Genomic DNA, 19,885 nt, shown 5'->3' with positions numbered 1-19,885 from the left:
TTCTTCAAGTCCAGCCCCTTCCGTCCGACGAGCGGATGGACTGTCCAGGTAATCCTGTCCGGTTTAGCTAAGCTTCTTTGCAGCCTGCTGCGCCAGCGCTTCGACAAAGGCCGGCGCTTCCCAGCCTGCCGCCAAAGCTTCCCGCATCAGTTGCGCCTGGGTTTTCGGCGCGAGACCGCCGATCGGCGGGTCGAGGTCGAGGTTGGTCGGGAAGGAGTACCCCTCGGCGCAGGAGGTAATGGCATGGTCGGCCTCCGCCACGGACAGCCGGCCCTTTGCCAGCATCGCCTTCAGGGCCGGATACAGCACACCGCTCATCCGCTCGCGATTGACCGTCTCCATCGCCCGGCCGAACGCCGAGGAAACCTGCAGCAGGTTGGCGACCCGCTTGATGCCCTCCGAGCGATTGGTGCCGGCGGCGTGGAACAAGGCCGGGTTGAAGAATACGAGATCGCCCTTTTCAAGCGGCAATTGCACATGGTGCCGATCGAAATAGTCCCGGAACTCCGGACGCTTCAGTGCAAGATAGCCCGGTTCATAGGCTTGGCTGAACGGCAGGAACAGCGTTGGCCCGCTTTCAAGCGGCATGTCGCAATGGGCAACCGCGCCCTGAAGGGTCAGCACCGGCGACAGGCGGTGCACATGCGCCGGAAACTGCTCGATGATTTCAGACGTCTGAAAGCCGAGATGATAATCCCGATGCGCCGATTGCGCGGCCCCGCCCGGATTGACGCGATTGACCTGCGCCGTCATCTGGTAGCTCGGGCCAAGCCAGGCCTCGCTGGCAAGCGCGATCAAAGCATTGCCATAATAGGCCGCGAAATTTTCCGGATTTCTGAGGCAATGTTTTTCGAGTGAATTCCAGATTCGGTCGTTGGCACCCGGCTTGGCGAAGTGGTCGCCGCCGCCTTTATTCGTCTGGTGCTGCTCGTTGATGATATCGTCGAAAATGATGCTGGCCGCGTCGATCACAGCCGTATCCGCATAGGCCTGCTTGATGACGACGACACCGGGTCCCGTCGCAAAGGCCTCGCAGATTTCCGCAAGCACCGCCCGGCGCCCCTCCGGGGTTCCAGCCACCTCCTGCAAAAGGTTGCCGTCATAGATCAGCACATTCTTCTCGACAGCCGTGGCATGCGGATAGTCGGCAAGCGCAACATTGCGTTCGACCTGTGCCCGAAAATCCTCAATGTCGCAGGCTGATTCCGTCAGCCAGACGCGGCCTGCGCGCAGCATGGCGCTGTTGTCCGTCTTCATCCCGTTTCCTCCCGGTGGATGGATGGACTATACGCCGGGCCGAAAGCTGTTATAGAGCAGAAATCCATCAAAAAACCATCAGGACGGCGGGCCGCCATGGCGCATGATTTTCTGGTCAAGGATATCGCCTTTCAGGCCGGCGTCTCGACTGCGACCGTCGATCGGGTGCTGAACGGCCGCGACGGTGTGCGCCGACAGACGCAGCAGCGCGTCCATGCAGCGATCGGCGAGCTTGAAAAACAGCAGGCTGGCCTTGAGGTCCACGGCCGCAAATTCGCCATCGACATCGTCATGGAAGCGCCTGAACGTTTTACGGAGACCGTGCGGCACGCCTTTGAGAGCGAGGCGGCAACCTTCATGCCGACCGTCTTCCGCTCCCGCTTTCATTTTACTGAGACCATACGCCCGCAGGATATCGTTCAAAGCCTCGACCGTATTCGTCTGCGCGGCACCGATGGCATTGTGCTCAAGGCACCGGATGTGCCGGAGATCAGCCTTGCCGTCACGCGGCTCGAACAGGCCGGCATCCCGGTGGTAACACTGGTAACCGATCTGCCGAATGCGCCGCGCACGGCCTATGCCGGCGCCGACAATCGCGCCGCCGGCGAAACCGCGGCCTATCTGATCGGCGAGCGCTTCGCAGGCTCTCCAGCAACCGCGCTCGTCACCCTGTCCAGCAACCGATTCCGTGGCGAGGAGGAACGCGAGATCGGCTTTCGCCGCACGCTGCGGGATCGCTATCCGTTGATCGACCTTGTAGAGATCAGCGAAGGCTACGGCAGGGACGAGGCGACAGGACAGCTGGCTTCGGCGGCGCTCGCAAAACATCCGGGCATCAACGCAGCCTATTCGATCGGCGGCGGCAACCGCGCGGTCATTGCCGCCTTCAAGGGTGCCGGTCGGGCCTGCAGCATTTTCGTTGCCCATGATCTCGATGCCGGCAATCTGGCTCTGCTGCGCCAAGGCGACATTCACTTCGTCCTTCACCATGACCTGAAGACAGATGTACGCACAGTCTTCAGGGCAATCCTGCATCGGCATCGTGCCTTGTCGACACCGGTCCGCCATCAACTTTCCGCAGTCGAGGTGATAACGCCGTTCAACATCCCTGCCGGGACAGGATGACGCAAGGATCAGGCCGCCTGCCCGGTCTTTACCACACCCACGTCGTCGGAAAGATCGTCGGCCGTCTGCACGCGATTGCGTCCACGGTTCTTGGCAAGATAGAGCGCCCGGTCCGCCTGCGGCACCAGGTCACGCGGCGTCACCCCATGCTCCGGGGCAAACGCGACGCCGATACTGCTGCCGACGCGCAGCAATTGCCCCTCGAAGGGGATCGGTACCTGCGCATCGACAATCAGGGCGTGGGCAAGGGACACAATGTCCTGCCGGTTACGGAGCGGAATCGCCACTGCGAATTCATCACCGCCCAGCCGAGCGACAGCACCCATGTCACCAATCCGGGCTGCAAAGCGCGATGCAATGGTTTTCAACATGGCATCGCCGGCGGGATGACCATGCGCGTCATTGACTGCCTTGAACTTGTCCAGATCGATGCAGAGCAGGGCAAATGGCTGTTTCGAGACCGATCGCACTGCGGCGTTCAGCGTCTCGTCGAAACCACTCCTATTCAGCAGTCCGGTCAGGCGGTCATGTTTGGCCATATAGCCGTTTTCCGCCTCGCTCTTCTGAAGCGCCGCGAACACCCTGCCGAAGCGCGCCGCGATAAAGGCCATCAGCAGGGCTCCGGCAGTGGCAATGGCAAGAACGCTCGGCAATGTTTCGGAACGCACGAAGCCCCCGGCGCCCGCGGTGTCCAAGCCGCGACCATGCAGTCGGATCGCGCGCAGTCGTTGAGGGGAGTATGGATAGAGCTGGCCGACACCTTGTTGAGCGGCTGGAAAGTCAGATTGCGGACGGATAGCCGCTTCTGCATGTTGACCAGCATCCTCTCGGTGAAGGGCTTCACCGTCACCATGAAAACGGGAGCGCGACGGCTTGCCTCGATCTTCAGCGATTCCGGTATAACGGCCTGCACGACCACGATGCTCATTCGGCCATCGACCATGCGCAAGTCGGCTGCGTGGATGTTCGGAACCGGGACCGTCAAGCCATCCCGATCTTTGGCACTCGCTGCGATGCGCCATCCGCCATCATCCGGCTTCAGCGCCACCTCGTAAATTCCATTTGCCTTCGCGACAAGATCCGCGACCCATTTCAGCGTTGCCGCGCCCGTCTCGGGCGAGACTTCGCGCCCGTCGTGAACCGATAGAATCGGCTGTCCGACACGCCCGGTAAAAATCATCCAGGAAAAGCCAAAATCCGCCCACAACCATTCGATCACCTCCTCGGTGACGAACGCCTGCGAAAAACGACCCGCTTCAATCTGCGCATAGGTCTTGCCCCAGAACGAGAGTTCCGCTTGGTACTGCACCACGGCATCGATCTGGTGCTGCAAGTCACTGGAGACCAGCTTCCGCTCTGACGACAGACCAAAACGGTCAGCTTCGAAGACGGCGCGATCAAGAACAAAAGCCAGGCTGGCGACAAGCAGAACAGCAACCACGGCGCAGGCCATATGAATGCCGAGAACAGCCTTGCCTTCACCGCGCCTGCCCTCAGTCCACGCCATGACGCCCCTCGTCCTTTTGGGCGCCTGTCAGCCTCAAGGGCAACGCCGCCGGATTACGGAAAGCATAGCCGGGAAACTGGAAATTTCTTTTAAACAAGCTGGTTGGGAAAGGATTAAAACCTGCCGGTTCAGTCCAGTGCTGGCTCATAACGCACGAAGGCAAATGCCTGGCCGTCCGGCGCCCAACAGGGGACGTTGATCGTGCCCTGCCCGCCGAACAGGTTAAACAGCACGCGGGCATTGCCGCCATCCGGGTCCATAAGCCGCAGGCGGACGTCAAGGTCGCGCGGATGGTCGAAGACGTCACCGTCATAGGAAAGCACCAGCAGACGTTTTCCATCGGGCGATGGATGGGGAAACCAGTCTCCATATTCGCTGTCGGTGATGCGCTGGACATCGGAACTGTCAGGACGTACGCGCCAGATCTGCATGCGGCCGGTGCGGCTGGAGTTGAAATAGATCCACTGCCCGTCCGGCGCATAGTCCGGCCCGTCATTGCGCCCCTCGCCGAAGGTCAGCCGGGTCTCCTCGCCGCCGGTCACCGGGATCGTGTAGATGTCGAAAACATTATCGCGGATGCCACAATAGGAAAGCGTCAGACCGTCGGGCGAACAGCCGTGCCAGTAGGACGGCAGGTTGGGCGTCACTTGCGTCGGCACGCCACCGTCGGCTGGCAGCGTGTAGATGGTCGATTTTCCGAATTCGGTCTTATCGCTGATGACGATCGTCGCACCGTCAGGCGAAATGCCATGGTCGTTGTTGCAGTTGACGGCAAAGCCAGTGTCGATCCGCACGGGTTCGCCGCCATCCAGCGGTAACCGGTAGAGCAACCCGTCGCCATTGATCACCAGCGACTGCCCGTCCGGCGCAAAATTCGGCGCCTCGACGAGATCGTCCGTCTGCCAAACGACACGCGCTTCCCCGTTTGGATATCGAAAATTTCAACGGAACTGCGCACGGCGTCTCTTTCCCTGGAGGTCAGCGGTCGCGAAAACGATTGGTGATCGGATAGCGGCGATCGCGCCCGAAATTCTTGCGGGTGATCTTCACCCCCGGCGCCGACTGGCGGCGCTTGTATTCGGCGACATAGAGCAGGTGCTCGATCCGGTGCACCGTCGGCACATCATGGCCGCGGGCGACGATCTCCTCCGTGCTCATCTCCTTTTCGACCAGGCATTCCAGAATGTCGTCGAGCACCGGATAGGGCGGCAGCGAATCCTGGTCGGTCTGGTTGGGCCGCAATTCGGCGGACGGCGCCTTGTCGATGATGTTCTTCGGGATCACCTCGCCGGAGGGGCCGAGCGCGCCGGGCGGCACGGTGGTGTTGCGCCAGCGCGACAGCGCATAGACCTGCATCTTGTAGAGGTCCTTGATCGGATTGAAGCCGCCGTTCATGTCGCCGTAGAGCGTGGCGTAGCCGACCGACATTTCCGACTTGTTGCCTGTCGTCACCACCATGGAGCCAAACTTGTTCGACAGCGCCATCAGGATGACGCCACGCGCGCGGCTCTGCAGGTTTTCCTCGGTAATGCCGGACTCGGTTCCTTCGAACGTATCGGCAAGCGCGTTCATAAAACCCTGCACGGGCTCCTCGATCGCAATCACGTCATAACGGCAGCCCAGCGCCTTGGCGCAGTCCTCGGCATCCTTGAAGGAATCCATCGAGGTGTAGCGATAGGGCAGCATGACGGTGCGCAGCCGCTCCTCGCCCAGCGCATCGACAGCCAGCGCTGCGCAGATCGCCGAATCGATACCGCCGGAAAGGCCCAGCACGACATTCTTGAAGCCGTTCTTGTTGACGTAGTCACGCAGGCCGATCATGCAGGCGCGGTAGTCCGCCTCCTCCTTTTCCGGCAGGCGCGACATCAGCCCCTTGCCGCAGATCCAACCGCCCTCCTCGCGCGTCCATTCCGAAATGGAGACGGCCTCTTCGAACTGGCTCATCTGGAAGGCAAGCAGCCTGTCGGTATTGACGGCAAAGCTCGCGCCGTCGAAAACCAGTTCGTCCTGGCCGCCAAGCTGGTTGGCATAGAGCATGGGAAGGCCGGTATCGATCACCTGCTTGATGACGATCTGGTGGCGGACGTCGATCTTGTCGCGATAGTAGGGCGATCCGTTCGGCGACAGCAGGATTTCGGCGCCGCTTTCCGCCAGCGTCTCGCAGACACCGAGATCGCCCCAGATGTCCTCGCAGATCGGAATGCCGAGCCGCACGCCGCGAAAATTCACCGGTCCCGGCATCGCCCCCTGATCGAAGACGCGCTTCTCGTCGAACTCGCCATAGTTCGGCAGATCGACCTTGTCGCGCACGGCAATGACAATGCCGCCATCGAGAACGGCGACTGAATTGTACCGGCCCGTCTCGTCCTGCCTGGGGAAACCGATGATCACACCCGGCCCGCCATCCGCCGTGTCGGCAGCCAACTGGTCGATCGCCTTGCGACAGGCGTTCAGGAAAGCCGGTTTCAGAACCAGGTCTTCGGGCGGATAACCCGAGATGAACAATTCCGTCAGAAGCAGAAGGTCCGCCCCATGCCGCGCCGCATCCGCGCGGGCCTCGCGCGCCTTGGCAAGGTTGCCGACAATATCGCCGACGGTGGGATTGAGCTGCGCGACAGCGATGCGGAATGTATTGGAGATGGTCTTTTGCAGGGTCATGGCAGGCCTGTCTTCACTTGTCATTCTGGGACGCAACATGGATACCGGACTTATTTAGCGCATCCCGCATCAAAATGCCCACGCCGATGCCTCGAAAACCGAAAAAATGCAGGTGCTTCGTGAAGCTGCCACGCTTCCGGCGGCGTTCGTCTTCTCGCCTACCGCTCGACCGGATGAGCAAGAAGGATTGCGGGGAAACCGGCAGGCGCAGCAGCGCCTGACTTATTCATCCCCTGTTCAAAATGACAGCTGTATGACACTTGTACGAATGTTTTGTGATATTGGAGAAAACCTTGGCCAGTTTTGAATCGGTGACGCATGCCGCGCCCGCGCCCGAGGTTTTTACCGCGCAGGAAACGCTTTCGCTTCGTTACCCAAAGGCCGTCGCTCTAGCCCGACGACTGGCACTGTCGCTGCTTCTTGCTATCACGCTTGTGTTCATCGTCGAATGGATCGCCCGCAGCTCGATTTCAGAAGCCGGTCTTTTCTTTCTCGATCCAATGCGCCCGGCCTGGACGACGGCTGGCGTATTTTTCCTGGTCTTTCTGGCTGTGGACGCGCTGTTCGGCCGCGAAAACTATGCCGCAGTGCTGCTTGCCCCCGTCGCGCTGATTCCAGCACTTCTGACGCAGCAGAAACAGATCTTTCTCTCCGATCCGCTCTACCCGACCGATTTCCTGTTCGGCCGCCAAATCATGGAGCTGATGCCCGTTCTGGTCCGCGATCGCCCCTGGACGGCTGTCGGCATCGTCGTCGGCCTGGTGCTGTCCGTCATCGGGCTTTCCCTGATGATCCGCTATGCATGGCGGAATTTTCCAACGATGACGCGCAAGCGCCGCATGGCCAAGCTGGCGGTGACGCTGCCGCTGCTCGTCTCCTTCTACCACATCATGGACTACAACCAATTTTCCTGGGTTCGCGACCGGCTGCAGGTCATTCCGATGATGTGGGACCAGACGGAAAATTATCGTCACAACGGTTTCGTCATGGCCTTCATGCTCAACCTGCCGATGGCCAATGTCACGGCACCTGCAGGCTACATGGGCGAAGCGATCGACAAGATCCCCGTCAATCCTTCGCTTCCGGTCGGCACCAGCCATCGCGGCAAGCCTGACGTCATCGTGCTGATGAGCGAATCCTTCTGGGATCCGACCCGCCTGCCGAACGTCACGCTCACGCCCGATCCGATGCCGACCATCCGCGAGATGCAGTCCGGCGACGTGTTCTCGCCGGAATTCGGCGGCATGACCGCGAACGTGGAATTCGAAGCGCTGACCGGTTTCTCCAACGCCTTCCTGCCCTATGGCAGCATTCCCTACCAGCAATATATCCGTAACCCGATCCCCTCGCTCGCCACCTTCTTCCGCGGCGAAGGTTACGTTTCGCGTGCCGTGCACCCGTTCCAGAAATGGTTCTGGAACCGCAGCGCCGTCTACAAGTCCTTCGGTTTCGACGACTTCAAGTCGGAAGAAAATATGCCGGTCATGCAGAAGCGCGGCATCTTCGCATCCGATGAAGCGCTGACCAAGGAAATCATCCGGCAGGCCGATGAACTGCGCGATCCGTTCTTCTTCTTCACGGTTACCCTGCAGGGCCACGGCCCCTACGAAGTCAACCGCTATGCCAAGAACACGATCAAGGTCGAAGGCGATCTGCCCGAAGCTGACCGCCAGTTGCTCGCCACCTATGCGCAGGGCGTCAAGGAAGCCGACGACAGCTTGAAGATGCTGATGGACTGGGCAAAGAAGCGTGACCGCGAAACGATCATCGTCCTGTTCGGCGATCACCTCCCGCCGCTCAACACCGTCTATTCGAACACCGGCTTCATGAAGGGCGTCACGGCAGAGCGCAAGGGTCCACTCGCGCAGATGAAGGCGCAGCATGAAACCCCGCTCGTCATCTGGTCAAACAAAACAGGACCGAAGAAGGACGTCGGCAGCATCAGCCCTGCCTTCCTGTCCTACCAGATCCTCAAGCAGGGCGGCTTCGAGCATCCCTATTACACGGGCTTCCTCGGCCGGGTGTTCAAGCAGTACCCGATCATTGACCGCTACATGCTGGTCGACGCCAAGGGCAAGGAAAAGCCTGGCTGGTCGCGTGCCAAGCAGGTTGCCCCTGCCATTCGCGACTACCGCTTCCTGCAGCACGACATGATGTTCGGCAAACGCTTCGGAACGGATCGGTTCTTTGAGTCCCACGCCGAACTCTATCCAGCGCCGGCAATGTAGACGCATCGGCGGGAACGCCATGAGAGCCCGTGACCCGGCATCGCAAATCCATGCGCTGCCTTTCCGGAATTTTGATTTCTGAAATTTGGTCAATGCGATAGAACGAGCGCTCACCGCCCCCGGAGCCTTGCCATGTCCCAAATCAACGACGTCTCCCAGATCCTGTTCGGAAAACCGCGGAGCGAATTGGGCGATGTCGAGCGCGAGGTGCTCGATCACTCGCGCGAAGGCAAGATCCTCTCGACAGACACCAATGCCGCCTTCAGTGCCAGCCAGTCATTCGGCGAGCGCCTCTCCGACAACATTGCCAAGGTCGGTGGCTCCTGGTCCTTCATCGTGGGCTTTCTCATCTTTCTTGGCGGATGGACCGTGGCCAACACCGTGCTTCTGACGCGCGAGGCGTTCGATCCCTACCCCTTCATCTTCCTCAACCTGCTCCTTTCCATGGTCGCAGCTTTGCAGGCGCCGATCATCATGATGTCGCAAAACCGGCAGGCCGAGAGGGATCGTTTCGACGCGTCGAAGGACTATCAGGTTAATCTGAAATCGGAAGTCGAACTGATCGCCCTGCACCACAAGATCGATACGGTTCTCCTCAACGAAATATCCGCTTTGCGGGCGGATGTTGCACGGCTTGAAACGGCCCTGTCTGCGGCGTCGAAAGTGCATCCGGCGCAGTGATATTCAACAGGCCCCTGAGCCGTGCTTTGCGAGCCGCACGCATCCAGAAACGAACAACTATGTGCATCAGAGAAGGGTCTTGCGATCCAGCTCCCAGTCAACCGGATAACGAAGAGTCATCCGGTTGAATTTTATTGAATAAATCGTAACGCTCAAGCGTTATAATCACAACGTAAGTTTACTGGAATCAAAGAGTAAAGTGGCATCATTACTCTCTAAACCTTTGAACACGGCAGATTGAACACGAGCATTGGGCTGACGCTACGCCATGAACTGCTTGCCAAACTCTCCAGTCGCCGATCCGGCGGAATCCGGGTTCCTTTCAGTACAGGCTCTGATGGCGAACCCGATATTCCTTCCGACCTTGCAGCAGGGCGCGCGGCACCTGATTGAGCTGTACGACCGCTTTCCGCGTGTTGCCCGGCTGGTGGCAGCGCAACAGAAATGGCTGTTGACGCATGCCGCTTTCGCGCTTCACCTTGAGCGCGATCCTGCCAATCCACTCTCCGGCATCACAGCGGCTCGCCTGCTTGAAATCATAGTGGAATTTGGCGCCGCAAGCAGGAACACGGCCACCGCTTTTCTAGCAGAAATGCAGGCCTACAAGTTCATCCGTGATGTCCCCGGTTTTACCAACCGTCGAAGCCGACCGTTGGAGCCAACGGAAGTCAGCCACGAAGCAATGTACCTGTGGTTCCGCGGCCAGATGCGCAGTCTGGATCTTCTCGATGGCGGGGAACGCGTCAGAACGCTGGAGAGCCACCCGCAGATTTTCAACCATGCCCAGCCGCGGGCCGCCAAACAATTGATAGCGGACCCGGCCTGGCGCGAACCGCCGCTAAGCATTGCGACCTTCGTATGGACAGAATCCGGCGGACTGATTCTCGATGACCTAATGGCACGTGTCGTTAATCTGAATTCTGAAAACGGGCTCCACTGGGTGGAACAGCTCCGCTTTGCCGAACTTTCAAAGCATTTTTCCATTTCACGCACCCACGTCCGCCGGCTTTTCGCTCGCGTCGAGGCACTTGACCTTATCGGCTGGGAGGACCGCACCGTGAGCGCGCGGCTCTGGATAAAGCCCTTGTTGATTGATGACTATGCCCGCTGGCAAGCCGTGAAGTTTTCAGCGCTCGATAAAGCCTATCGTGACGCACTCGAAACGCTGAACTGCGCAGGGCCATTGCAGAGTTTCACACCGCCAGTCAATATGCCCCGGTCTGACAGATCAGGGTGAGATCAACTGTTGGACTGCGCAAACTGCGGCAGCCCGTCCTCGATTTCGTAGAAGTCCGCCTTGTCGGCACAGAAGATGTGATAGGCGATCTTCAGACCTGACGGCTGGTCGAAGGCACCGGCCATCAGCGATGTCTCTTCGCTGCCATCCGCTTTCCAGTACAGCGCCGATCCGCAGACGCTGCAAAAGCCCCTATCCGCCTCTGGGCTCGACCGATATCGCGTCATGACGTCAAGCCCCTCCCAGTCGAGATGGCCGTCCGCGACATTTGTCGTGGCATAATAGAGGCCTGTCTGCCGGCGGCATTGCGAGCAATGGCAGGCACCCACGTCACCAAGCGGGCCCCGGACGACAAATCTCACCGCGCCGCAGGCGCAACCACCCGTATGAACATCGTCCAAGATCACCACCCCCAACAAAACAAAGCCGGCCCAGCTTGGGAAGCTGGACCGGCTTTGTCAATTTCAAACCGATGGAGAAAGGATCAGAAAGTCTGATGCCTTCGCTCAGCCATTGGCGACCATGCGCTTTTCGTCACGACCACCCTTCATGCGTTCGGCAAGCAGGAAGGCCAGTTCCAGCGCCTGGTCGGCATTGAGGCGTGGATCGCAATGGGTGTGGTAGCGATCGCCAAGATCGGCGCCGGACAGCGCCCTCGCGCCACCAGTGCATTCCGTCACGTCGTTGCCGGTCATCTCGATATGGATGCCGCCCGGATGCGTGCCTTCGGCGCGGTGGATCTGGAAGAAGCTTTCGACTTCCGACAGGATGCGCTCGAACGGCCGCGTCTTGTAGTGGTTGAGCGTAATCGTGTTGCCGTGCATCGGGTCACAGGACCAGACGACCTTGCGGCCTTCCTTTTCCACGGCACGAATAAGACGCGGCAGGTGCTCGGCGACCTTGTCGTGGCCGAAGCGGCAGATCAGCGTCAGGCGACCGGCTTCGTTCTGCGGATTGAGCAGGTCGATCAGCTCGATCAGGCCGTCGCCGGTCAGCGACGGACCGCATTTCAGGCCGAGCGGATTCTTGATTCCACGGCAATATTCGATATGCGCGTGATCGGGCTGGCGCGTCCGGTCACCGATCCAGATCATGTGGCCGGATGTGGCATACCAGTCGCCGGAAGTCGAATCGACGCGGGTCAGGGCCTGTTCGTAGCCGAGCAAAAGCGCCTCGTGGCTGGTGAAGAAATCGGTTTCGCGCAGGTTTGGATTGGTCTCCGGCGTGATGCCGATCGCCTTCATGAAATCCATCGTCTCGGAAATCCGATCGGCAAGCTTGCGGTAGCGCTCGGCCTGCGGGCTCTCCTTGACGAAGCCGAGCATCCACTGGTGTACGTTGTCGAGATTGGCATAACCACCCATCGCGAAAGCGCGCAGGAGATTGAGCGTTGCCGCGGATTGCCGGTACGCCATGATCTGGCGTTCCGGGTCCGGAATACGAGCCTTCTCGTTGAACTCTATGCCGTTGATAATGTCGCCGCGATAGCTTGGCAGCTCGACATCACCCTGACGCTCGATGTTTGACGAGCGCGGTTTGGCAAACTGTCCGGCGATGCGGCCGACCTTGACGACCGGCTGCTGGGCGCCGAATGTCAGCACCACGGCCATCTGCAGAAATGCACGGAAAAAGTCACGAATCGTGTCCGCGCCATGTTCCGCAAAACTTTCGGCACAATCCCCCCTGCAGCAGAAAACCCTTGCCGGCTGCAACATTGGCAAGCTGGCTCTTCAATCGGCGCGCTTCACCGGCAAAAACCAGCGGAGGAAAGGTTGCGAGCTGTGCTTCGGCTGCGCCAAGCGCCGCCATGTCCGGAAAATCCGGCACTTGGCTGATTGGCTTCTGCCGCCAGCTGTTCGGGGTCCAAGTCTGTGCCATGATACTCACCTGTTCATCAACCGGTCTTCCTCGCCGGTACGGTATCGCGAAGTCCGGGGCTTATAGACCTTGTCAGGCTGCTTGTATAGCCATGCGACGACGCGGCCACGCTCGCAACCCACCAGGTCAGAAGCCGGGAAATCCAGTTGAATTGCGCCCATTCAGGTCGCTCCAGAGGATCTGCGAAGGCATTATTCTTCGGCCCCGCTTGCCGTTGTGCGACCGCATCGATGACGACCATCCATTCCGGGCTCATCGCGATCCTCCTCGTCCCGTTGCGATGCCAGACACTTAGTGGCTTGCGGAAGGCAACCGTAGAAGCACGGTTGAAACGCACATTTCATATGTGTTGGATGCCATGCCCTGCCGTTTGCGCTATCCTGTTTGCAGGAACAGGAGCCTTGCACTTTGAACGAAGTCGATTGGAACGATCTGAAGCTGTTCTTTAATGTCGCGTCGCAAGGCGGGCTGGCAGGGGCCGCAGCGGCGACGGGGCTCAGCGCACCGACAATCGGCCGGCGCATGCTTGCGCTCGAGCGCACCATGGGACGAACGCTGTTCATCCGCAGCCAGCAGGGCTACCGGCTGGCACCCGATGGCGAGGTTCTGCTTCTTCATGTCGAGACGCTGCGCAAGACGGTATCAGACATCACCCGTTGGCACGGCGACGCCTTCTCACTTCCGATCGTATCCATCGGCGGGGATATCTGGCTCGGCGGATTCGTGGCCTCACGCTCGATGGAACTGCGGGGAAAATCAGACGGCTTTCGCCTCTGCTGCAAGCGGCTTCTGCCAGACGAAGACCTGACATTCCGGCACGGCATGATCGGAATGTTCTACGAACAGCCGCGCAGCGGAAACTTCGCCGTCAGAAAGTCGGTGAACGTCGCATACGGTGTCTACCGCGCGGAAGAGGAGCGCTGGAACCGCGATCTGCCATGGGTTTCGATCGGAACGGAAGTGGCTGTCTCGCCTGCCGAAAAATGGGTGTTCCGCAATCACGAACAGAACATCCACAGCTGGACAAACGCACCCGAATTTTTACCAAAACTCATTACCGCTGGCGCGGGACGCGGTGTGCTGCCGCTCTTCCTCGGCGATTCCCTGCCCGGCCTGATCCGCGATGGCGAGCCGATTGAGGAATTGACGCATCCCGTCTGGCTCGCCGTCAATGACGACGACCGGAAACGGCCGGAAGTGCGCCTGACACTCGATCGCCTGGCCGACCTGCTCAAGCGCAACGCCGCGCTGTTTTCCGGTGAGGACGCCACGGCACCCCGAAAGCCTATCGCCCTTACTGCCGTTCCCCGTTCTTGATGCGATAGCTCGGCGTATACATCGTCACCAGCTCTTCGGCTGCCGTCGGGTGCACGGCCATGGTCCGGTCGAAATCGTCCTTGGTGCAGCCGGCCTTCAGCGTGATGCCAAGCAGTTGCGCCATCTCGCCCGCCTCATGTCCAAGAATATGGGCGCCGACGACCTTTCGATCCGCCGCATTGACGATCAGTTTCATGATCGTGCGCTCGCTGCGGCCCGAAAGGGTCGCCTTGATCGGCCGGAAGTCCGCGCGATAAACCTCGATTTCGGCAAAGGCTTTTGCGGCCTGCTCTTCACTCATGCCAACAGTACCGATCTCCGGCTGCGAAAACACGGCGGTTGCGATCAATTCGTGATCCGGCGATGTCGGGTTGTGTTTGTATTCGGTCTCGATGAAACACATGGCCTCATGAATGGCCACGGGCGTCAGTTGGACGCGGTCGGTCACATCTCCCAGCGCATAAATGCCCGGCGCGCTCGTGCGCGAGAACGCATCGATGACGATCGCCCCGCGATCATCCGTCTTGACACCGGCCGCTTCGAGACCGAGCCCGGTCGTATTGGGCACCCGCCCCAGGGCAAGCATCACCTGATCGACCATAAGGCCGCCGTGATGTAGTGTTTCGACCACCCGTCGGCCATCCTCGGCCTCCTTGATCGATTGCAACACGTCGCCGCAGAGAATGCGGATGCCCTTGGCCTCCATCGCAGCATGCAAGCCGCGGCGCATATCCTGGTCGAACCGCGAAAGGATTTCTTTGCCGCGGTAGATCAACGTCGTCTCGACCCCAAGCCCATGGAAAATATTCGCGAATTCGACCGCGATATAGCCTCCGCCGGCGATCAGGATCGATTTTGGCAGTTCCGGCAGATCGAATGCTTCGTTCGAACTGATGCAGAGTTCGTGCCCGGGAAGAGCCACGTGGGGCGTCGGATGCCCACCCGTGGCAATCAGGATGCGTTCCGCAGTGACTGTTTTACCGGTATTCACCAGCTTGATACTATTGGGTCCTGTGAGTTCCGCCCGCGTCTGCAGGATTTCCGCACCGGCATTTTCCAGTCCCTTGCGGTAGAGCCCTTCGAGCCTGGTGATCTCGCGCTCCTTGGCGGCCACCAGCTTAGACCAGTCGAATCGGCGTTCACCGACCGTCCAGCCGAATCCGGCCGCATCCTCGAAATGCTCGGCAAACTGCGAGGCATAGACATAGAGTTTCTTCGGAACGCAGCCGCGGATGACGCAGGTGCCGCCATAGCGAAATTCCTCGGCAATCGCCACCTTTTACCCATGCCGGCCGCCAGCCGACCACTGCGCACGCCGCCGGAGCCACCACCGATGACAAAGAGATCATAGTCGAAGGACGTCATGAGAATGCTCCGGAGGCAAGGGACTGTAGACTAGGGCCGGTCAAACGAATCCAGCCTGCTCTCTCCTGATATAGGATTGACGCCGACAAAAGAAAAGCCCGGATCGCTCCGGGCTCGCACTTAGTGACGGTAACAGGAATGGCTACGTGCTGCAGCCCAAGCAAACAATCAGGGCGTGGGCTGCGTTGCCGTCGTATCTGCTGGCGGCTGAGCAGCGGAAATGGCAGCGTCAACTTCCTTGGTTGCCGCGTCATTGAGGTCGCGTGAGACGCCTGACGCCCAGATGTCGGCAGCCTTGACCATTTCACGCGAAGCAATCGGCCCGTCATTCAGCAGTTTCTTGCCGGCCGGAGAATTGTAGAAGGTGGCAATTGCGTTGAGCTCCTCAACGCTAAATGTCTTTGCGTAAATCGAGGCCGCTTCATTTTCGAGATCGGCGCGACGGGCTGCGAGAGCAATCGCCTTTTCATCGACAGTCGTGACGATCAGCTCCTGATAGTTCGGAGACGCTTGAATCATCGTGTTCTTCAGTCGTTCAGCCAAGTTCGGCAGGATGTTGTCGAAGCCGTTGGTCGCTCCAATCGCGGCGATGGCCGCGCGTGCTGCCTTCATCTGCTCATCCGTCACATCCTGAGCCTGCACAGCGGATACCATGGTGGCAGAGAAAAGAATGGTAGCTGCCGCTACCGTGCGGCCGAGGCCTGCAAATTTGATCATGTCTGTAACGCTCCTGTCCGTTGATACATCATCCGCACAAGCCGAAGCCGCCGCGAATATGTATATTCTATCCTGGCCTGGCGGCTTTGACCCCGGCGGGCATGCGCCATGCTATCGTGCTGTCAGTACCCTTGCCCCTGCCGGTCCGGCAATAATGGCAAGCGATGCAATATTTATGAACAAGCCGTGCTCGACCACCCCTGGCAAGGCATTCAGCTCAGTAGCCAGCGCATCTGCATCAGGAATGCGGCCAAAAGATGCGTCGAGAATCAAATGGCCGCCGTCTGTCATGAATGGCCCGTCGCTCGCTCCGCGCACGACGATGTCTCCGGTCAGACCGGCCCGCGAAGCAAGCTTTTCGACGGCGCGCCGTGTCGAGACCAGGCCGAAAACATTGACCTCGATTGGCAGCTTGAACGCGCCAAGTGTGTCCACAACCTTGGTCTCGTCGGCAATGACAATCATCCGAGCCGAGGCGCACGCAACGATCTTCTCACGCAACAATGCCCCGCCGCCGCCCTTGATCAGACGCAACTGCGGATCGAGCTCGTCAGCGCCGTCAATGGTCAGATCGAGTTCCGGCAGTTCGTCCAGCGATTTCAGGGGCACACCAAGCTCAAGGCAGAGACGCGCGGTACGCTCGGATGTGGGAACGCCTTCGATACGAAGTCCACCCGCCACCTTTTCAGCCAACAGGCGAACGAACTCTTCCGCAGTTGAGCCTGTACCGATCCCCAGCCGCATGCCGTTTTCGACATGCGCAAGCGCTGCCTCGGCCGCCTTTATCTTCATTTCACGGGCGTCCATTGCGCCAGGCACTCCCTCAATGCGTCTTACGTCGGAGAATGCCAGTCAATAACCAGTCCTCCCGTTTTCCGTTGAGACACTTACACGCCCCTCGAAACAAAAAAAGCCAAAATAGATCGAGAGCCGCAATTGCGGCGCAGCGCTATCGCTCAAAGTCACGATTGCTTTTCGCTTTCGCTTCCCCTACCGCAGGATAATTCCTTTAACGTATTTTCCTACGAGGTTCCGCGTGCCTGCACCCCTTGTTGTTTTTGATCTCGATGGAACGCTCGTCGATACTGCCCCGGATCTGGTTGCCAGCCTCAATCACGCCGTGATGCAGGCCAACCTCGCACCGGTCACCTATCATGACCTGACACATCTCGTCGGCCACGGCGCCCGCGCGATGATCGAAAAAACCTTCGCCTTGCGAGGAGCGCCGCTCAGCGAAAGCGACCTCGACTGGCAGATGAAGGAGTTCATCGACTTCTATCATGGCTCGATGCCGGGCGAGATCCATTCCCTATCCCGGTGTCATTGATGCGATGGATCGCCTGTCCGCAGCCGGACTGACACTGGCGGTCTGCACCAACAAGCTGGAAATGCTCGCCAAGAGCCTCATCACTGGCTTGGGTCTTGCTGAACGCTTCGTCGCGATCACCGGCGGCGACACCTTTCTCGTCCGTAAGCCGGACGCCGAACATCTCCTATCGACGATCCGCCTTGCCGGTGGATTGCCGGAAAGCACAGTGATGATCGGCGACAGCCTCAATGACATGCTCGTCGCCCGCAATGCGTCTGTTCGTTCGATCGCCGTGCCCTTTGGCTATTCGGACGTACCGATCCATACGCTGGAGCCGGACCATATCATCGACCATTTCGATGAACTGACCCCGGACCTGATTGACCGACTGCTCGCACGACACTGACGGATTCCCCGTCAAAATGCAAAAAAGCGGCTCGAAAGCCGCTTTTTTCATTCATGCCGTCGAAAGTGTCAGCCTTCCGCGCGACGGGCCGTCCGCGTCGCGTCGAGCGCGCGGTTCATGTACATGTCGCGATCATAAACATCGTCGAAATATTCGACCACGCCATCCTTGTTCGGCCATGCGGTGAAATAGGCGACGTAGACCGGGATTTTCTCGGGAACATTGACGCCCTTGTTCCGGCCACCGGCAATTTCCTTGGCGACGTCTTCTACTGAAATCCCAAGCACCGCCGCAGCCATGCGACGAGGATCGACGAGGCGCACGCAACCATGGCTAAGCGCCCGCTGGTCGCGTTTGAAGAAGCTCTTCGATGGCGTATCATGCATGTAGATCGCATGACTGTTCGGGAACAGAATCTTCAGCTCTCCCAGCGCATTGTCGCTGCTTGGCGGCTGGCGCACGGCTACGGAAGCGGTCGAGCCGTGCCAGTTGACCGAGGAGGATGAAACCGCACGCCCGCCGACTTCAACCTGATAGCCCAGGCGGTCGAGATAGTTCGGATCGTTGCGCAGCTTCGGCAGCATCTCGTTGATGATGATGGACTGCGGCACGCCCCAATAGGGGTTGAATTCCACCGTCTGGATCTCGTCCTCGAAGAAATAGGTCTGGTTTGCCTTCGAACCGACAACGACACGCATCGAAAACTCTTCCGCGCCGCCCTGATGGTAAGAGGCCATGAAGGCCGGCTGGTTGATGAAGACGTAGCGGCTGCCAAGGTCGCCGGGCAGCCAGCGGGCCTGCTCCATGGCAATCTGCACCTTGTTGATCTTGTCGGCCGTCGTGTCCCCGCCCGTCAGAATGCGGATCGATGCCTTGCCGACGATACCGTCCGGCTTGAGCCCGTTCTCTTTCTGAAAGCCTTCAACAAGCGTCACCATTTCCGGCGTGTAGTCCGGCGTGTTCTGATAGGCCTGAAGCAAGGCAGCATGCTCGGTTTTCAGGGCTTCCGAGCCCTTCAGTTTGATCGCAGCGACGATGTTGGCAAGCTCTGGATTGCTGATGCCGGGCTTCAGCAGCGTGCCCGGCGCGATGACGATGCGCGGGGTCTCGGCGGTTTCACTCTCAAGCTTTTCAAGTTCGCGTTGCAGGGCGATGAAATGTTCGCCGGATGGCTTCAACCCGTCGAGAAAGGCCGCGACGTCATCGCTCTTGGAGAGTGTTTCCAGCGTCTCCTTGAGATCAATGCTCTTGCGCTTGAAATCATGGTAGCCGGAAATCTTGTTCGGATCGATGCGTCCGCGCAGGGTATCGGCGGCGTAGGTCAGCGTTGCGGCAGACAGGCTGATCTCGAATTGCACGAGTTCCTTTTCACGGGCGATCATGTCGCCACGATCAAAGCTGTCGGACGGCGTTGCGATCGCATAATCCAGCGGATCGAGGCCAACCGTGGAGGCATCGGCAAGCACCTTCAGCGCTGCACGCGCGCGGTCCGTCAGCCCGCGGCCATCGACCCAGACAAAAGACGGGTTGGCACCGTAGAATGCCTCAACAGCCTTTGCGACCTCGGCCGTTGCCGTCGCATTAACGCCGGAGAAAAACTGGCGCGCATCCGACAAAGGCGCCCGCAGCATCGGCGGCAGATCGACGCTGCCGATCGAACCGGTCACCACCGGATCCTGCAGCTTGCCCATCGCGATTCGGCGCAACGGCTCTGCCTTGTAAGTGTAGTAGCGCGGGCCTGTGACACGCGGCAAAGGCGTCGAGACCTGCTTGAGCTCCGCCGGAGCAACCGTATCGACGCCGGGCAGCGCCTGCATCTCGTCCTGCACCGCGCGCCGCTTGCCACGGATCATATCCATCAGCGTCAGCGCTTCGACGGGCTTCACCTGCACTGTGGTCAGCGCGCAGCCGGCGAGCAGGGTCATGATCGCGGCGGTTTTCATCATTTTCATCGGTATATCTGTCCCCGTATAAGCGTCGCCGCCGTCTGCGGCCTGCGCCCGACGCGCGCGGTGCGTCGTGACATTGAACTTATAGAAAAGGATGGTGAATGAAAAGAAAACACACCCTGCCCTTCCTGCCGATCCGCCTCACGAAACCGTGACGCCACCCGCGTGAAAGGAACGGTCAGAACTGCGCAAAAATTTGAATTTGTTGGATTATTTTTTTGCGTTTCCCGGCGGCATATCAAACGGCGGCA

At 59.5% G+C, this 19,885-nt stretch carries 14 protein-coding genes and 4 pseudogenes; 6 read left to right on the top strand and 12 right to left on the bottom strand.

The annotated features are described in order from the left end of the window. Positions 1-63: 63 nt before the first annotated feature. Complete coding sequence (locus P6U16_RS21145; RefSeq protein WP_277702092.1) at positions 64-1,257, bottom strand: phytanoyl-CoA dioxygenase family protein; 1,194 nt, start codon at positions 1,255-1,257, stop codon at positions 64-66. Between the two features lie 96 nt (positions 1,258-1,353). On the opposite strand from P6U16_RS21145, the gene P6U16_RS21140 reads away from it, so the two are divergent. Further along, positions 1,354-2,382 (top strand): LacI family DNA-binding transcriptional regulator, encoded by a 1,029-nt coding sequence (locus tag P6U16_RS21140; RefSeq protein ID WP_277702091.1) that lies wholly within the window; start codon positions 1,354-1,356, stop codon positions 2,380-2,382. Positions 2,383-2,390: 8 nt separating this feature from the next. On the opposite strand, the gene P6U16_RS21135 is transcribed toward P6U16_RS21140, so the two are convergent. The 4 genes and pseudogenes from P6U16_RS21135 to P6U16_RS21120 form a co-directional block, all read right to left on the bottom strand. Next, complete coding sequence (locus tag P6U16_RS21135) at positions 2,391-2,993, bottom strand: GGDEF domain-containing protein (protein ID WP_277702090.1); 603 nt, start codon at positions 2,991-2,993, stop codon at positions 2,391-2,393. Beyond that, positions 2,993-3,889 carry a CHASE4 domain-containing protein gene (locus tag P6U16_RS21130; protein ID WP_277702089.1) on the bottom strand — a complete coding sequence of 299 codons (897 nt, stop codon included), beginning with the start codon at positions 3,887-3,889 and terminating at the stop codon, positions 2,993-2,995. Before P6U16_RS21130 ends, P6U16_RS21135 begins: the two co-directional genes overlap by 1 nt. A gap of 128 nt (positions 3,890-4,017) precedes the next feature. Continuing rightward, positions 4,018-4,847 (bottom strand): annotated as a pseudogene (locus P6U16_RS21125) (hypothetical protein). A 20-nt stretch (positions 4,848-4,867) separates the two neighbouring features. Continuing rightward, a complete protein-coding gene (locus P6U16_RS21120) occupies positions 4,868-6,547 on the bottom strand; it encodes an NAD+ synthase (RefSeq protein ID WP_277702088.1) in 1,680 nt (559 codons plus the stop codon). Between the two features lie 311 nt (positions 6,548-6,858). On the opposite strand from P6U16_RS21120, the gene P6U16_RS21115 reads away from it, so the two are divergent. The 3 genes from P6U16_RS21115 (at position 6,859) to P6U16_RS21105 (ending at position 10,693) form a co-directional block, all read left to right on the top strand. After that, on the top strand, positions 6,859-8,775 hold the full coding sequence (locus P6U16_RS21115; RefSeq protein WP_277703935.1) for an LTA synthase family protein: 1,917 nt from the start codon (positions 6,859-6,861) through the stop codon (positions 8,773-8,775). Between the two features lie 132 nt (positions 8,776-8,907). Beyond that, positions 8,908-9,456: a DUF1003 domain-containing protein gene (locus tag P6U16_RS21110; RefSeq protein ID WP_277702087.1), complete on the top strand. Its 549-nt coding sequence runs from the start codon at positions 8,908-8,910 to the stop codon at positions 9,454-9,456. A 337-nt stretch (positions 9,457-9,793) separates the two neighbouring features. Next, a complete protein-coding gene (locus tag P6U16_RS21105; protein WP_277702086.1) occupies positions 9,794-10,693 on the top strand; it encodes a hypothetical protein in 900 nt (299 codons plus the stop codon). 2 nt (positions 10,694-10,695) lie between these two features. On the opposite strand, the gene P6U16_RS21100 is transcribed toward P6U16_RS21105, so the two are convergent. The 3 genes and pseudogenes from P6U16_RS21100 to P6U16_RS21090 form a co-directional block, all read right to left on the bottom strand. Further along, positions 10,696-11,094 (bottom strand): GFA family protein, encoded by a 399-nt coding sequence (locus P6U16_RS21100; RefSeq protein ID WP_277702085.1) that lies wholly within the window; start codon positions 11,092-11,094, stop codon positions 10,696-10,698. Between the two features lie 105 nt (positions 11,095-11,199). Beyond that, a pseudogene (locus tag P6U16_RS21095) lies at positions 11,200-12,571 on the bottom strand (3-deoxy-7-phosphoheptulonate synthase class II). 16 nt (positions 12,572-12,587) lie between these two features. Then, complete coding sequence (locus P6U16_RS21090) at positions 12,588-12,827, bottom strand: hypothetical protein (protein WP_277702084.1); 240 nt, start codon at positions 12,825-12,827, stop codon at positions 12,588-12,590. A gap of 152 nt (positions 12,828-12,979) precedes the next feature. On the opposite strand from P6U16_RS21090, the gene P6U16_RS21085 reads away from it, so the two are divergent. Further along, positions 12,980-13,888 carry a LysR family transcriptional regulator gene (locus tag P6U16_RS21085; protein WP_277702083.1) on the top strand — a complete coding sequence of 303 codons (909 nt, stop codon included), beginning with the start codon at positions 12,980-12,982 and terminating at the stop codon, positions 13,886-13,888. On the opposite strand, the pseudogene gor reads toward P6U16_RS21085, so the two are convergent. The 3 genes and pseudogenes from gor to rpiA all read right to left on the bottom strand — a co-directional run bounded on the left by gor (position 13,866) and on the right by rpiA (position 16,777). Then, positions 13,866-15,253: pseudogene (gene gor, locus P6U16_RS21080) on the bottom strand (glutathione-disulfide reductase). The gene P6U16_RS21085 and the pseudogene gor sit on opposite strands and share 23 nt — an antisense overlap. 168 nt (positions 15,254-15,421) lie before the next feature. Next, positions 15,422-15,970 carry a DUF2059 domain-containing protein gene (locus tag P6U16_RS21075; protein ID WP_277702082.1) on the bottom strand — a complete coding sequence of 183 codons (549 nt, stop codon included), beginning with the start codon at positions 15,968-15,970 and terminating at the stop codon, positions 15,422-15,424. Positions 15,971-16,081: 111 nt separating this feature from the next. After that, a complete protein-coding gene (gene rpiA / locus P6U16_RS21070; protein ID WP_277702081.1) occupies positions 16,082-16,777 on the bottom strand; it encodes a ribose-5-phosphate isomerase RpiA in 696 nt (231 codons plus the stop codon). A gap of 229 nt (positions 16,778-17,006) precedes the next feature. On the opposite strand from rpiA, the pseudogene P6U16_RS21065 reads away from it, so the two are divergent. Beyond that, a pseudogene (locus P6U16_RS21065) lies at positions 17,007-17,685 on the top strand (HAD family hydrolase). A 68-nt stretch (positions 17,686-17,753) separates the two neighbouring features. Here P6U16_RS21065 and P6U16_RS21060 read toward each other — a convergent pair. Continuing rightward, a complete protein-coding gene (locus P6U16_RS21060; RefSeq protein WP_277702080.1) occupies positions 17,754-19,637 on the bottom strand; it encodes a murein L,D-transpeptidase in 1,884 nt (627 codons plus the stop codon). Positions 19,638-19,885 lie beyond the last annotated feature (248 nt).

The organism is Rhizobium sp. 32-5/1 (assembly GCF_029537235.1).
Taxonomy (GTDB): Bacteria; Pseudomonadota; Alphaproteobacteria; order Rhizobiales; family Rhizobiaceae; genus Pararhizobium.
This window is presented reverse-complemented; position numbering and strand designations above follow the sequence as displayed.